The 13,503-nt window shown below is 68.7% G+C and carries 13 protein-coding genes; 5 read left to right on the forward strand and 8 right to left on the reverse strand.

Annotated features, from left to right (window positions below):
* Positions 1-43: 43 nt before the first annotated feature.
* The 4 genes from KO481_RS25255 to KO481_RS25270 form a co-directional block, all read right to left on the reverse strand.
* Positions 44-1,300, reverse strand: coding sequence for an SPFH domain-containing protein (locus tag KO481_RS25255; protein ID WP_215920275.1), 1,257 nt, complete (start codon positions 1,298-1,300; stop codon positions 44-46).
* Positions 1,300-1,731 carry an NfeD family protein gene (locus KO481_RS25260; RefSeq protein WP_215920277.1) on the reverse strand — a complete coding sequence of 144 codons (432 nt, stop codon included), beginning with the start codon at positions 1,729-1,731 and terminating at the stop codon, positions 1,300-1,302. The genes KO481_RS25255 and KO481_RS25260 overlap by 1 nt, the downstream gene beginning before the upstream one ends.
* 430 nt (positions 1,732-2,161) lie before the next feature.
* On the reverse strand, positions 2,162-2,845 hold the full coding sequence (locus KO481_RS25265) for an SDR family NAD(P)-dependent oxidoreductase (RefSeq protein ID WP_215920279.1): 684 nt from the start codon (positions 2,843-2,845) through the stop codon (positions 2,162-2,164).
* The gene (locus tag KO481_RS25270; RefSeq protein WP_215920280.1) at positions 2,842-3,738 is read right to left on the reverse strand and encodes an NAD(P)H-binding protein; all 897 of its coding nucleotides are present in this window, start codon (positions 3,736-3,738) and stop codon (positions 2,842-2,844) included. Before KO481_RS25270 ends, KO481_RS25265 begins: the two co-directional genes overlap by 4 nt.
* 67 nt (positions 3,739-3,805) lie before the next feature.
* Between KO481_RS25270 and KO481_RS25275 the strand changes: the two genes are divergently transcribed.
* Entirely contained in the window at positions 3,806-4,693 is an 888-nt protein-coding gene (locus KO481_RS25275) for a LysR family transcriptional regulator (RefSeq protein ID WP_215920282.1), read from the forward strand.
* A complete protein-coding gene (locus tag KO481_RS25280) occupies positions 4,690-5,505 on the forward strand; it encodes a DUF3097 domain-containing protein (protein ID WP_215920288.1) in 816 nt (271 codons plus the stop codon). The genes KO481_RS25275 and KO481_RS25280 overlap by 4 nt, the downstream gene beginning before the upstream one ends.
* 69 nt (positions 5,506-5,574) lie before the next feature.
* Here KO481_RS25280 and KO481_RS25285 read toward each other — a convergent pair whose 3' ends face one another.
* The 3 genes from KO481_RS25285 to KO481_RS25295 form a co-directional block, all read right to left on the reverse strand.
* Positions 5,575-5,991, reverse strand: a complete 417-nt coding sequence (locus tag KO481_RS25285) for a hypothetical protein (protein ID WP_215920289.1) — start codon at positions 5,989-5,991, stop codon at positions 5,575-5,577.
* Between the two features lie 49 nt (positions 5,992-6,040).
* Positions 6,041-6,853: a heavy metal-binding domain-containing protein gene (locus KO481_RS25290; RefSeq protein ID WP_215920428.1), complete on the reverse strand. Its 813-nt coding sequence runs from the start codon at positions 6,851-6,853 to the stop codon at positions 6,041-6,043.
* 76 nt (positions 6,854-6,929) lie between these two features.
* Positions 6,930-7,760, reverse strand: coding sequence for a heavy metal-binding domain-containing protein (locus KO481_RS25295; protein ID WP_215920297.1), 831 nt, complete (start codon positions 7,758-7,760; stop codon positions 6,930-6,932).
* Here KO481_RS25295 and KO481_RS44025 point away from each other — a divergent pair.
* The 3 genes from KO481_RS44025 to KO481_RS25305 all read left to right on the forward strand — a co-directional run bounded on the left by KO481_RS44025 (position 7,759) and on the right by KO481_RS25305 (position 9,152).
* The gene (locus KO481_RS44025; protein WP_281066179.1) at positions 7,759-7,893 is read left to right on the forward strand and encodes a hypothetical protein; all 135 of its coding nucleotides are present in this window, start codon (positions 7,759-7,761) and stop codon (positions 7,891-7,893) included. The genes KO481_RS25295 and KO481_RS44025 overlap by 2 nt on opposite strands.
* Before the next feature lie 9 nt (positions 7,894-7,902).
* Positions 7,903-8,259 (forward strand): iron chaperone, encoded by a 357-nt coding sequence (locus tag KO481_RS25300; protein ID WP_215920299.1) that lies wholly within the window; start codon positions 7,903-7,905, stop codon positions 8,257-8,259.
* 104 nt (positions 8,260-8,363) lie between these two features.
* Entirely contained in the window at positions 8,364-9,152 is a 789-nt protein-coding gene (locus KO481_RS25305; protein ID WP_215920301.1) for an alpha/beta hydrolase family protein, read from the forward strand.
* Here the strand turns inward: KO481_RS25305 and KO481_RS25310 are convergent, their stop codons facing one another.
* Positions 9,153-13,502 carry a HAMP domain-containing protein gene (locus KO481_RS25310; RefSeq protein ID WP_215920303.1) on the reverse strand — a complete coding sequence of 1,450 codons (4,350 nt, stop codon included), beginning with the start codon at positions 13,500-13,502 and terminating at the stop codon, positions 9,153-9,155. It lies immediately after the preceding gene.
* Position 13,503 lies beyond the last annotated feature (1 nt).

Genomic DNA, 13,503 nt, shown 5'->3' on the forward strand with positions numbered 1-13,503 from the left:
CCCCGGTCCGACGATTGCTACATCGCCGGACCAGGCCGGTCCGTTACCGTCCCGGCGGCTCCGGCGGCTGCCACCCCCGGGTCTGCTCCTGACTCGGCCGCTGCTGCGGCGGTGCCTGATACTGCGGCTGGAACTGCGCCGGGGTACGCTGCGGCGAAATGCTCGCCTGCCCGGGCGTATTCCGCCCCCCGATCGGCGGCACCGGCGCCTCGACCGGGGTGGCCGCGGCCGCCTCGGCCGCGCGAACCGCCCGTGCGGCGGCCGGGTCGGTCGACACGTCGAACCAGTCGGCGACCTCGTCGGTGTCGTCCTCGGCCACCGGGCTGTCACCGTCGGTGCTCGGCTCGTACCGGAACACGCCGTCCTCGCCCTGGGTGCCGAAGTTACGGGCGAAACCCTCGAGCGCCTTGCCGAAATCGCTGGGCACCATCCAGACCTTGTTGGCATCGCCCTTCGCGACGAGCGGCAGCGTCTGCATGTATTGGTAGGCAAGCAGTTCGGGCGTGGGCTTGCCCGATTTGATTGCCGCGAAGACCTTTTCGATCGCCTTGGCCTGGCCCTGGGCCTGCAGGTAGGCGGCCGCGCGTTCACCCTGGGCGCGCAGGATACGGCTCTGCCGCTCACCCTCGGCGGACAGGATGGCGGACTGCTTGGAGCCCTCCGCGGCGAGGATCTGTGCCTGCTTGGCGCCCTCGGCCGTCTTGATCTGGGCCTCGCGGTTACCCTCCGCGGTCAGGATGATCGCGCGCTTCTCGCGGTCGGCCTTCATCTGCTTCTCCATCGATTCCTGAATCGATGGCGGCGGATCGATGGCCTTGAGCTCGACGCGCGACACCCGCAACCCCCACCGGCCGGTGGCCTCGTCGAGCACGCCGCGCAGCTGCGAGTTGATCTGGTCGCGGGAGGTCAGTGTCTCCTCCAGGGTCATGCCGCCGACCACGTTGCGCAGGGTGGTGATGGTCAGCTGCTCGACCGCGGCGATGTAGTTGCTGATCTCGTACACCGCGGCCTGCGGGCTGGTGACCTGGAAATACACCACCGAGTCGATCTGCACGGTGAGGTTGTCCTGGGTGATCACCGGCTGCGGCGGGAAGGACACCACCCGCTCGCGCAGGTCCACCCGGGCCCGCACCCGATCGGCGAACGGCACCAGCAGCGTCAGCTGCCCGGACACGGTGCGCGAGTACCGCCCCAGCCGCTCGATCACCGCCGCCTCGGCCTGCGGCACCAGCGCAATCGAACGGAACAACACCACCGCGACCAACAGGACCAGGACTACGGCGACTATCAGTGCAACCATTAGGGCCCCTTCCACACGACGGCGTGCGCGCCGTCGATCTTCATCACGTACACGGTTTCCCCCTCGGCATAACGCTCTGTCGGGTCCAAGGACCGCGCGCTCCAGACCTCACCGTCGATCTTCACCCGGCCGGACTCCTCGTCGACCGCCTCGAGCACCTTGGCCGTCTTACCCGGAAGCGCGTGCACATTCGTGGGCGTGGTCGGCGGAACGGCGAAGCGGCGCAACAGAAGCGGACGCACGAGGAACAGCAGCGCCAGCGCGCTCACCCCGAACACGACCGCGTCGATGATCGCCGAGCTATCCGCGATCCCGCCCACGCCGGCCGTCACCAGCGCGGCGCCACCCAGCATGAGCAGCGTGAAATCACCGGTGAGCATCTCGGCGGCGGCGAGCAGGATGCCCGCGACCAAGAACGCAATTGCGGCCACGTCATCAACAGTAGCCGCCCGCACCGACACTCAGGGGTATACGACATAGACATTTCGCCGCTGCCCGGCGCGCCGGGCCGCCGCAGCACCGAGCCCGGCGACTCGATCGCGGAGGCCGGACTCCATCCGGCACGGTCCGCACGCCACGCGCCAGCCGTGAGCACGCAATTCCTTGCAGCGATTGCATTTTCGCATTCCGCGCAGTGCTGCCACCCCCGCAACTCCGAACCGTTTCGACGCCGTCTCCCCGCCGATCCACACCCGAGGCGACCCCGCGCGGCTTGCACGCCGCGCAGGGTCGCGCGAAGTGTCGACCCGGCCGCCCGGCCGAGACACTCGATCCCGTAAGCCCCACCGCCACAGCGACTCCGGCCGCCACCGGAGCCCCGTCGTCCGAGGATTCGCCCCCGGGCAATCGATGACCCCGCCGCTACCAGGGCACCGTCTCGTCCTGATAGTTGACGAATTTCAACCCCGGCTCGCCGCGATGACGTTCGATCGTGTCGACGACGCCCGGGATGGACTCCTCGATCGTCAGCGGCGCGTCCGCGCCGCCGAGCTCGGTGCGGACATGGCCCGGGCAGACCAGCAACAGGGTGTGCCCGGCGTCGGCGTGGCGCACGGCGTAGCTGCGCATCAGCTGATTCAGGGCGGACTTGCTCGCGCGGTAGAGCTCGTGGCCGCCGTTGACGTTCAGGGCGAGACTGCCCTGGCGCGAGGACATCACGCCGATCGTCCCGGCGGGCGCGACCAGCGTGCGCAGGGACTCGACCACGCGCAGCGGACTCAGCGCGTTGGTGACCATGACCTCGACAAACATCTCCGTCGGGACCTCCCCGATCGGAAGGTTGCCCAGGGTGATCGCGGCATTGACGAACAACAGGTCGAGCCGGCGGCCGGCGAGGCGGTCGCGCAGCGCGGCGAGCTGGTCCTGCTCCGTCATGTCCAGGGATTCGACGGTGACCCGGCCGCCGGACGCCGCGGCCAGATCGTGCAGGCCGGTATGCCCGGCGCCGCGGACGGTGCCGATGACGTCCCAGCCGCGGCGCGCGTAGGTTGCCGCCAGGCCCAGGCCGAGGCCGCGGGACGCGCCGACGACGAGTGCGGTGCTCATGCCCGCACCGCCGGGGCCAGGACGAGCTCACACCATTCGTGGAAGGTCGTCGGGCCGGTGCTGCCCGGCGTGCGCGGCACGCCGTCGTAGAGTCCCTCGTTCGCCGCGCGCGCCATGTCGACGTAGCCCTGCACGATCGCCCCGCCCGCCCCGTGCGCGGACATCCCGGCGCGCAGGTCCTCGAGCGACTGCTGCACATACCGGATCGGGCGGCCGAGCACCCCGGACATGATGCGGGCCATATCCTCCGGCGACAGCTCCTCCGGCCCCACGACGGGGACTTCGTCCGCACCGGTCCACGTGCGGTCGATCAGCAGATCGGCCGCCGCCGCCGCGATATCGCGGGTGGCCACGATCGGGGCGGCCAGGTCCGCGATGCCGGTGCCGGTGAAGACGCCGTCGTCGCGGATCGAAACCACCTGCCACAGCAGGTTGTCCATGAACGGCGGATTCGCCAGCGCCCGATAGGCCACGCCGGTGCTCCCGATGAGATCGTCCATCGCCAGCGACGCCGTCACGTGCCCGGCGCGGCCGGCCACCGGGGTGCCGCGGCCGAGCGAGGAGACGCCGACGACATGCCCGACGCCCCGCGCGGTGAACGCCTTGGCGGCCGGGCGGGTGAATCCGGAATACACCGCGTCCAGGCTCGGCGCACCGGGATCCCCCGGCACCAGCCAGAACACGGCGTCCGCACCGGACAGGGCCCGGTCCACGACGCCGGGGTCGCCGTGGGAGCCGACGACGACGTCGACGCGGGCGCGGACCCGCTCGGGGAGTTTCCCGGGATCGCGGACGATGACGCGCAGTTCCGCATCGGGAGTGGGCTTTTCGTCGAGCAGGATCTCCAGCAGCCGGCTGCCGATCTGCCCGGTGGGAGTGGTGATAACGATCATGCTTCGAGTCTCGGGACGGCCGCGCGCGGCGTCCAATACCCTTCCCGGACATTGATACCCTGAGGGCATGGATCTCGATCTGCGCAAGCTCCGGTACTTCGTCGCGGTGGCGCAGCACCGGCACTTCGGCCGGGCGGCGGCCCAGCTCTACATCGCGCAGCCGGTGCTCAGCCGCCAGATCAGGGCCTTCGAACAGGAGCTGGACTGTCCCCTGCTCGAACGGACCACCCGCAGCGTGGAGCTGACCGCCGCTGGCAAGCAGCTCTACGAGGAGGCCCAAGGGCTGCTCGCGACCGTGGACGCGGCGGTGCGGCGGGTCCACGATGCCGACCGGGCCGTGCGGCGGCTGGTCATCGCCTTCGCCCACGGACTCCATGTGTCCGAGGCGATCCGGGCGTTCGCGTCCCGTCACCCGGACGTCGAGACCGACGTCCTGCCGGCCCGCTGGTGGGAGCAGGACGCGCCGCTGCGCGACGGCCGGGCCCACATCGGCTATCTGCGCCGGCCGTTCGACGACTCCGGCCTGCACACGATCCCCATCGGCCGCGATCACCGGGTGGCGTGCATGCCCGCCCGGCATCGGCTCGCGCACCGGCGCTTGCTCACCCTGGCCGACCTCGAGGGCGAGGCGATGCTCGACGCGGCGGGCCGGCGAACGGCCTCGGTGGAGGAGAAATTCGAGCGCATCGCCGCCGGGCACGTCATCGCGCTGGTCCCGGTGAGCGTCGCGCGATTCTACTCCCGCCCCGATCTGGTCTGCCTGCCCGTCACCGACGCCCCGAGCGCCGAGACCTGCCTGGCCGTCGTGGCGGACCGGCCCGACCGGCTGCTGCGCGACTTCCTCGACATCGCCACCACGACACTGCGCGACTCCGACCGAGACACGGACGCGGGTCCGGGCCGCCACGCCGCGCCGCCGAAACAGGGTGCGCGCACGGTACATTCGGACCGGTGAAGGACTACGGCGACATCTACTCCGGACATTCCCGCACCCACAAGCGCGCGATACCGCAGGTGAGCGCCGAGCGCGAGCTGGTGGCCGAGGATGCCGCGAGCGGATTCTGCGGCGCCGTGGTCGGTTTCGAGCGCACGTACGACGGGGAGTTCGTCAAGCTGGAGGATCGCGATGGGCGGGTGCGGCTGTTCGCGATGCGGGAGGCGGCGTTCCTGATCGACGGCCGGCCCGTTACGCTGGTCCGGCCCAAGGCCGCCGCGCCCGCGCGCCCTGCCCGCTCGGCCTCGGGCTCCACCCGCGTGGAGGGACTACGTGCCCGGGTAGCGCGCGGCAGCCGCATCTGGGTCGAGGGCGTGCACGACGCGGCGCTGGTGGAGCGGGTATGGGGGCACGATCTGCGGGTCGAGGGCGTCGTGGTGGAACATCTCGAGGGCCTGGACAACCTGGGGGCCCGGCTCACCGAATTCGGCCCCGGCCCGGGTAATCGGGTCGGCGTGCTGGTCGACCACCTGGTCGACGGATCCAAGGAGACCTCGCTGACCACCGGCCTTGGGCCGCACGTGCTGGTCACGGGCCATCCGTACGTCGACGTCTGGCAGGCGGTGCGCCCCGCGGCGGTCGGCATCGCGGCCTGGCCGGACGTGCCTCGCGGCGAGGATTGGAAGACCGGCATCTGCCGCCGCTTGGGCTGGGGCACACCCCAGGACGGCTGGCGCCGGGTCTATAACGCCGTGGATTCCTACCGCGACCTGGAGGCCCCGCTGCTGGGCGCGGTGGAGCGCCTCATCGACTTCGTCACCGAAACCGGCTGAGGCGCTTCATCTCTCCCGGCAGCGGCCCGAAATCGGCTGAACTGCATCGACACTCACAAGCACACCGGCTCAGGCGTCGAACAGCCGCGCGAGCGCGTTGCGAGCGGCAGCGTCGCGGGTGGCGAGGGTGTTCAGCTCCTCGGCGAGGATGCGGAGCCACTCGTCGATGCCGACCTGCTTGCGGCTGATGACCACGCCGCGCACAACGCTGCGCACCTCGGCCTCGATGCCGCCGCGCTTGCCTTGACGCAGCTCCAGTTCCCGCTCCGGGGCGTGCACGCGGACCGCGACGGCCTGGCCGGGCTTGCCGCTCATCCGGTCGGACATGGTGCGCCGATACTCGACCTCGACCATCTCCTCCGGCAGTGCGTCGCCCAGGACGTTGGTCAAGACACGACCGTAGGACTCCACATCGCTGCGCTCGGCGCGCAGCGTGGCGATCATCGTGTGCATGTCCCACATCGGGCCGAGCTCGCCGCCGGTCACGACCTCGCCTCGCCGGCAGTCGATGTCGTGATGACCACCGCTACCCCCCTCATCTGTCCACCAGAGGCAGCACGAGCTGCGGTTTGGCGATGTGGTGGTCGGCGCGCAGGGGGCGGATGGCGGTGCCGACGGAGAAGAACTCGGTGGTGTGCCCGCCCCAGCGATGCGGCAGCGACAGCAGCTGCACCCCGACGATGCCCTCGGCGTGCAGGCTCTCCGCCTCCGCCTGCATCCGCGACATCGCCAGCTCGCGGGCGTCGTAGAGGGCCTCGGTGAACTGCGGGATCTCCACGTTCTGCCCGATGTTGCCCATCGCCTGCCAGAACCGTTGGTGCGCAATGTGATACACGCACGAGCCCATGACCATGCCCAGCGGCGCGTAGCCGGACTGAATCAGCGTCCAGAAATCCTGGCCCGACAGGTCCGAGGTGAACGGCTTGTTCTGATTGTTGCGCCAGCTGCCCGGCTCAGCTGTGTTAATGCTTTCCCCCGCCGCACCACCCCGGTCGTACTTCACCGCGGTGCCGATCGCGATGAATTCGGCCAGGTCGCTGCCGAACTCCTTGAACTCGATATCGAGCCGGACGCCGACGATCCCGTCCGCGCCCAGCACGTCGGCCTCCGCCTCCATCCTGGTCATCGCCAGTTCCCGCGCGTGGTACATCGCGTTCGAGAGGGTCTCGAGCTCCTGGTTCTTGTTCCACCGGCCGAACTGGAAGCCGACGTGGTAGATGCTCGAGCCCAGCACCATGCCCAGCGGGCGGAAACCGGCCTCGCGCACCAGCAGGAACTCGTTGACGCTCAGATCGGAGGTGAACAATGTGGTGCTCTGGCCGGGCCGCATCTCGGACAGGCGGCGCATGGCATCCTCGGGGATGCGCTGGCGCTCATCGGCACTGGTCATGCTCACCTCTCTGTTTCTCGTGTGATCATCGCCGTCACCGCAGCGGCATGATGGTCAGCGCACTGCTGCGCGCGGGCCGTGGGTCGTCCCGGAATCTCGATATCGCGGTGCCGAACACCTTCGACTCCGCGCAGAGCAGGACGGCATTGTTGAGCTCCTGGTCCCAGGTTCGCAACTGGATGTCCGACACGATCGCCCCGTCCGCCTGGGTCTCGGCGGCGTGGCGGCCGAACGTGTCGCGCGCCCGGTGCCGAACCCGGGTGATGAGGTCGGTCGGGCCGCTCACCTCCGTGTTGCCGGCCAGAATGCCCATCTGGTTGCGGCTGCGCCAGTCCAGATACTGCGCCTCGACCGCGATTCCGATGCCGATCCGGGCCGGGACCCACCCGGACTGCATCAGTTTGGCCACATCCTGGCCGGGAAGTACGGCGGTGAAGGGCTGCGTGGGCCGATGCCGGGACTGGGCCCGCACCGCGCTGCCGAGGGCGACGAATTCCTGGGCGCTCTGCCCGAGATGGCTGCGCGTCAACCGCACCCCCACCACGCCGTCGGCGCCCATCGCCGCCGCCTCGGCCGTCATCCGGGCGAGCGCGGTGTTGTAGCCGCGATACAGCGCCTCCACGTACGGCTGGAAGTTCACCTGGCCCAGCCCGTAGGCGGCGCCCGTGCCGTAGCCGCTCAGGCCGGTCCATCCGATCTGCTGCACGATGCAGCCCATGACCTCCGCGACCGGCGTCAGCCCCACCGATTCGACACCGACCGCGCCCGCCACCGACAGCAGGGAGGTGCGCACACCGGAGGACGAGAAGCGGGCCAGCCGCTCACGCGCCGCGTCCGGCAGCCACGCGCCGTCCGTGCCCGTCATGGGAGACTCCCTTCCGCAGTACCCGGTGTCCCGCAGAGCCGATCCCGATCCATCCTTCCACGCCCGCGCCCGCCGCGCCGCCGTCATCGTCTCGGCCGCCGGTGAGCTCGTCATCCGTGGCCACGAACGATAAGGTAGCCGAATGGTTGCCAGCGATGTCGACGCGTACCTCGCGGACGTGGCCGAGCCCGGACGGCACACGCTGCAGCAGCTCCGTTCGGATATCCGGGCGCTGCTCCCCGCGGCACAGGAATGCATCTCCTACGGGATGCCCGGATTCAAGGTCCAGGGGCAGGTCGTCGCGGGATTCGCCGCCTTCACCAAGCACCTCAGCTATCTGCCGCACAGCGGCTCGGTATTGCCGGCCCTCGCCGACAGTCTCGCTGGATACACGATGACGAAGAGTTCACTGCACTTCCCACCCGACCGTCCACTGCCGCGGGCGCTGGTGCGCAAGCTGCTCGAGACCCGGCTGCGGGAGTCCGGCATCGATCTCTGAATCCTCCCGTCCGGCAGATTCCCGGTCGCGCAGGCGGATTGGGCTATCGTGTCTGCGGGAGCCGCCGGTCTCGGGCGTCTTGCCGTGCGACGAAGGATTGAAGGATGACCATGACCGACGGGCACGTGGAGCTCAACACCGACACCGTAGACGGAATCCCGGTGCTGTGGGCCGACCCTGCGGACGGAACGTCGAACGGCGATCTCGTCCTGTGGCTGCCGTGGTTCACCGGAACAAAGGACGACGTCGCTCCGCAACTACGGCAACTGGCCGAGGCGGGATTCGCGGCAGTAAGCCTGGATCCCTGGCAGCACGGCGAACGCGGGCTCGAACCCGCGGAACAGCTCGCGATCCGGGTGTTCAGCGATTTCCGCCGGAACATGTGGCCGATCCTCGGCCAGACGGCCCTGGACACCCTCCGCGTCATCGACTGGGCCACAACGAATCTCGGAGTTCGCGGCGCGGTGAAGATGGGCGGCTTCTCGATGGGAGGCGACATCGCGATCGCCGCCGCGGGCATCGACACCAGGATCAGCACCGTCGCCGCCGTGATCGCCACCCCGGACTGGCTGCGACCGGGCATGCACGATTTTCAGGATCCGGACACGGTACTCCCGCCCGGCGAGCCCGACGCGTACGCCGAATTCTTCTACGATCACCTCGATCCGATCACCAACGCCGCCCGCTACGCGCATCGGCCCGCAATCACCGTGGAATGCGGCGCCGACGACGCACACGTCCCGGCCGATGGCGCAATCCGATTCCGCGACCTGCTCTCGACGACCTATCCCGGCTACGGCGACCGGATCCGGGTCACGCTGCACCCCGGTCTGGGCCATGCGCCGGCACCGCAGATGTGGGACAACTGCCTCGACTGGTTTCGGCAGCACTGATCACTCGTCCGTCGGCACCCCCAGCCAGCGGCCGATGCAGGCCAGCAGGTCGTCTGGGTCGACCGGCTTGGTGATGTAATCGCTCGCGCCCGAGGACAGGCTCTTGTCGCGATCCCCCGCCATCGCCTTGGCAGTCACCATGATGATCGGCAGGCGAGTGAACCGGGGCATCTTGCGGATCGCGGCGGTGGTGGCGTAGCCGTCCATCTCCGGCATCATGACGTCCATCAGGATCACGTCCACCTCAGGGTAGGCCTGCAACGCCTCGATTCCCTTGCGGCCGTTGGGCGCATGGTCCACCGACATGCCGTTCAGCTCCAGCATGCCGGCGATGGCGAGCACGTTGCGGGTGTCGTCGTCGATGAGCAGCACCCTGCGGCCGCGCAGGCCCGAATACTGTTTGGGCCGGCCCGGCTTCTCCAGTTCGGTGGAATGCGGATGGGTCAGCTGCAGAATGAACCGCTCGCGGAACTCGTCGGCGGAGGCGAACAGCTCCACCTGGTTGTTCCGGGCGATCGCCTCGGTCAGCCGGACCTCCTCGTTGTCGGCATCGGCGACCGCATAGGCCAGCACCGCAGCGGTTTTCGACGACATGGCCGCCCTCATCCCGCTCAGGAACTCCGGCGACGACATCCCATCCATACCGACATCGATCAGCACGCACTGACTTCCGGAAGCGGCCGCCAGCGCCTGCTCGGAGGTCCCGACGGACTCCAGGTGGACCGGACCGGTGGTGTCGGCCAGCTGTGCCACGACGCCGGACACCAGGCGCGTCAGCGGCCGCTCGGTCTGATCCTCGACGACGAGCACGACCCGGTCGGAAGACTCTGGGAGGGCACGGGATTCGGCGACGATCTCCGGCTGCGTGTCCAGCGGGAGGTACAGCGTGAAGGTACTACCCACCCCGATCTGACTCTCGGCGCTGATCTCGCCGCCGAGCAGATTCGCGACCTGCCTGCTGATCGACAGGCCCAGGCCGGTGCCGGCGTAGCGGCGGCTGGTGGTCCCGTCGGCCTGCTGGAAGGCGGCGAAGATCGTCTCCAGATTCTGCTCGGCGATGCCGATTCCTGTGTCGCTCACCGAGAATGCGATGTGCTCGTCGAATCGGCGCACCGCGAGCCGGACGGTGCCCGTCTCGGTGAATTTGACGGCATTGGACAGCAGATTGCGCAGCACCTGACGCAGCCGCTGTTCGTCGGTCTCCAGCTGCGCGGGGGCGTCGGGCTCCACCACCACGTCGAACTGCAGACCCTTCTGCGTGGTCAGCGGGCGGAACGTGGTCTGCACGTAGTCCAGCAGCTGGCGCAGGGGCACCGGCTCGGTGTGGATATCCATCTTGCCGGCCTCGACCTTCGACAGGTCGAGGATGTCGTCGATCAGCTGCTGCAGATCCTTTCCAGCGGACTGGATCACCTTGGCGAATTCGACCTGCTTCTCGGTGAGGTTGCGCGACGCGTTCTGCGCCAGCACGCCCGCCAGGATGAGCAGGCTGGTCAGCGGGGTGCGCAGTTCGTGCGACATGTTCGCCAGGAATTCCGACTTGTACTTCGAGGCCAGCGCGATCTGCTGGGCGCGCTCCTCGATCTCCTGCCGCGCCTGCTCGATCTCGAAGTTCTTCATTTCGATGTCGCGGTTCTGGCGTACGAGCAGTTCGGCCTTCTCCTCGAGATCGGCGTTGGACTGCTGCAGCTGACCGGCCAGCCGCTGCGACTCCCCGAGCAGGGTGTCGGTGCGGGCGCTGGCCATGATCGTATTGACATTGACGCCGATGGTCTCCACCAGCTGCTCCAGGAAGTCGCGCTGCACGACCGTGAACCTGGTGAACGAGGCCACCTCCATGACCCCGAGCACCTGATCCTCGAAGACGATCGGCAGCACGATCAGGCTGGCCGGGCGTCCGGACCCCAGCCCGGAGGAGATCTGCACGTAATCCGGCGGCGTCCGATCGATCATGATCGCCTTCTTCGACTGCGCGACCTGCCCGACCAGCGACTGGCCGAGGTAGAAGGTCGTCCCGTCCTCGATGCGCCCATATCCGGCGATCAGGCGCAATACCGGGCGGTCGTTCTCGGTCTCCATGAAGAAGAAGGTGCCGTACTGGGCTCCGACCAGCGGGGTGACCTGATTCATGATGAGCTGGGCCACGGCGGACAGATCGCGATGGCCCTGCAGGCGCCCGGAGATCCGGGCCAGGTTGGTATTGAGCCAGGCCTGTTCCTCGTTGGTGCGGGTCGTTTCGCGCAGCGACTGCACCATCGCGTTGATGTTGTCCTTCAGCTCGGCGACCTCGCCCTTGGCCTCGACCGAAATGGACCGGGTCAGGTCTCCGGTGGCCACCGCGCCCGTGACCTCGGCGATGGCGCGAACCTGCCGCGTCAGATTGCCGGCGAGCTCGTTCACGTTCTCGGTGAGGCGCTTCCAGGTGCCGGACACGCCCTCGACCTCGGCCTGACCGCCGAGCTGCCCCTCCTTGCCGACCTCGCGGGCCACGCGGGTGACCTCCGCGGCAAAGGCCGAGAGCGTGTCGACCATGGTGTTGATGGTGGTCTTGAGCTCCAGGATCTCACCGCGCGCGTCGACGTCGATCTTCTGCGACAGATCGCCGCGAGCCACCGCCGTGGTGACCTGCGCGATGGACCGCACCTGGTTCGTCAGGTTGCCGGCCATCGAATTCACGTTGTCGGTCAGGCTCTTCCAGGTTCCGGCCACGTTCGGCACGCGGGCCTGGCCGCCCAGGATGCCCTCCGTGCCGACCTCGCGCGCGACGCGGGTCACCTCGTCCGCGAATGCGGAGAGCGTGTCGACCATGGTGTTGATCGTCTGCGCCAGCACGGCGACCTCGCCCTTGGCCTCGACGGTGACCTTCTGCGACAGATCGCCCCTGGCGACGGCCGTCGCGACCTGGGCGATGGAGCGCACCTGATCGGTCAGATTGTCGGCCATCACGTTCACCGACTCCGTCAGGCCCTTCCAGGTACCCGACACCCCCTTCACATCGGCCTGACCACCCAGCCGGCCCTGGGTACCGACGTCGCGCGCGACGCGGGTGACCTCGTCGGCGAAGGACGACAGCGTGTCGACCATCGTATTGATCGTGTCCTTCAGCTCGAGGATCTCACCGCGCGCGTCCACCCGGATCTTCTGCGACAGATCGCCGCGGGCGACGGCGGTGGTGACCTCGGCGATGGAGCGCACCTGATCGGTCAGATTGTCGGCCATCACGTTCACCGACTCCGTCAGGCCCTTCCAAGTACCCGACACCCCCTTCACATCGGCCTGACCACCCAGCCGGCCGTCGGTGCCGACCTCCCGGGCCACGCGGGTGACCTCGTCCGCGAACGAGGACAGCGTGTCGACCATCGTATTGATCGTGTCCTTCAGCTCGAGGATCTCACCACGCGCATCCACCCGGATCTTCTGCGACAGATCGCCTTTCGCGACCGCGGTGGCGACCTGGGCGATGGAGCGCACCTGATCGGTGAGGTTGCCGGCCATGAAGTTCACCGACTCGGTCAGGCCCCTCCAGGTGCCCGAGACCCCCAGTACCTGGGCCTGGCCGCCGAGGCGGCCCTCGGTGCCGACCTCGCGGGCCACGCGGGTGACCTCGTCCGCGAACGAGGAGAGCTGGTCGACCATCGTATTGATCGTGTTCTTCAGCTCCAGCAGCTCACCCTTGACGTCGACGGTGATCTTCTGCGACAGATCGCCCTTCGCCACCGCGGTGGTGACCTCGGCGATCGCGCGGACCTGTGCGGTGAGGTTGCCGGCCATGATGTTCACCGATTCGGTGAGATCGCGCCAGGTGCCCGACACCTCCGGCACCTTCGCCTGGCCGCCGAGGCGGCCCTCGCTGCCCACCTCGCGGGCCACGCGGGTGACCTCGTCCGCGAACGAGGAGAGCTGGTCGACCATCGTATTGATCGTGTTCTTCAGCTCCAGCAGCTCACCCTTGACGTCGACGGTGATCTTCTGGGACAGGTCGCCCTTCGCGACGGCGGTGGCGACACCGGCGATATCGCGCACCTGCGAGGTGAGGTTGTCGGCCATGGCATTGACCGAATCGGTCAGATCCTTCCAGCTGCCCGAGACCCCGGGCACCGCCGCCTGACCACCGAGTTTGCCCTCGGTGCCGACCTCTCGTGCCACTCGCGTGACCTCCGTGGTGAACAGCGCGAGCTGGTCGACCATGCCGTTGAACACCAGGGAGATCTCGTCCAGGACCGGGTCGCCCACCTCGGGCAGGTACCGGCGAAAGTCGCCGTCGCGAACCGCCTTGAGACCCTCGAGCAGCGGCTGCAGGCGCTCATCGTTGCTACTGACTCGTTCCGTGGTCAGGGTGTCGCTGGCCATC

Source organism: Nocardia albiluteola (assembly GCF_018860155.1).
In the GTDB taxonomy this organism is placed as follows: Bacteria; Actinomycetota; Actinomycetes; order Mycobacteriales; family Mycobacteriaceae; genus Nocardia; species Nocardia albiluteola.

Coding starts and splice junctions, on each gene's coding strand:
- KO481_RS25290 (WP_215920428.1), bottom strand. CDS start 6,853: ATGCGCCGCCTGTCCGAGATGCGGCCCGGCCAGAGCACCACATTGTTC.
- KO481_RS25255 (WP_215920275.1), bottom strand. CDS start 1,300: ATGGTTGCACTGATAGTCGCCGTAGTCCTGGTCCTGTTGGTCGCGGTG.
- KO481_RS25300 (WP_215920299.1), top strand. CDS start 7,903: ATGGTTGCCAGCGATGTCGACGCGTACCTCGCGGACGTGGCCGAGCCC.
- KO481_RS25305 (WP_215920301.1), top strand. CDS start 8,364: ATGACCATGACCGACGGGCACGTGGAGCTCAACACCGACACCGTAGAC.
- KO481_RS25270 (WP_215920280.1), bottom strand. CDS start 3,738: ATGATCGTTATCACCACTCCCACCGGGCAGATCGGCAGCCGGCTGCTG.
- KO481_RS25265 (WP_215920279.1), bottom strand. CDS start 2,845: ATGAGCACCGCACTCGTCGTCGGCGCGTCCCGCGGCCTCGGCCTGGGC.
- KO481_RS25310 (WP_215920303.1), bottom strand. CDS start 13,502: ATGGCCAGCGACACCCTGACCACGGAACGAGTCAGTAGCAACGATGAG.
- KO481_RS25295 (WP_215920297.1), bottom strand. CDS start 7,760: ATGACGGGCACGGACGGCGCGTGGCTGCCGGACGCGGCGCGTGAGCGG.
- KO481_RS25275 (WP_215920282.1), top strand. CDS start 3,806: ATGGATCTCGATCTGCGCAAGCTCCGGTACTTCGTCGCGGTGGCGCAG.
- KO481_RS44025 (WP_281066179.1), top strand. CDS start 7,759: ATGGGAGACTCCCTTCCGCAGTACCCGGTGTCCCGCAGAGCCGATCCC.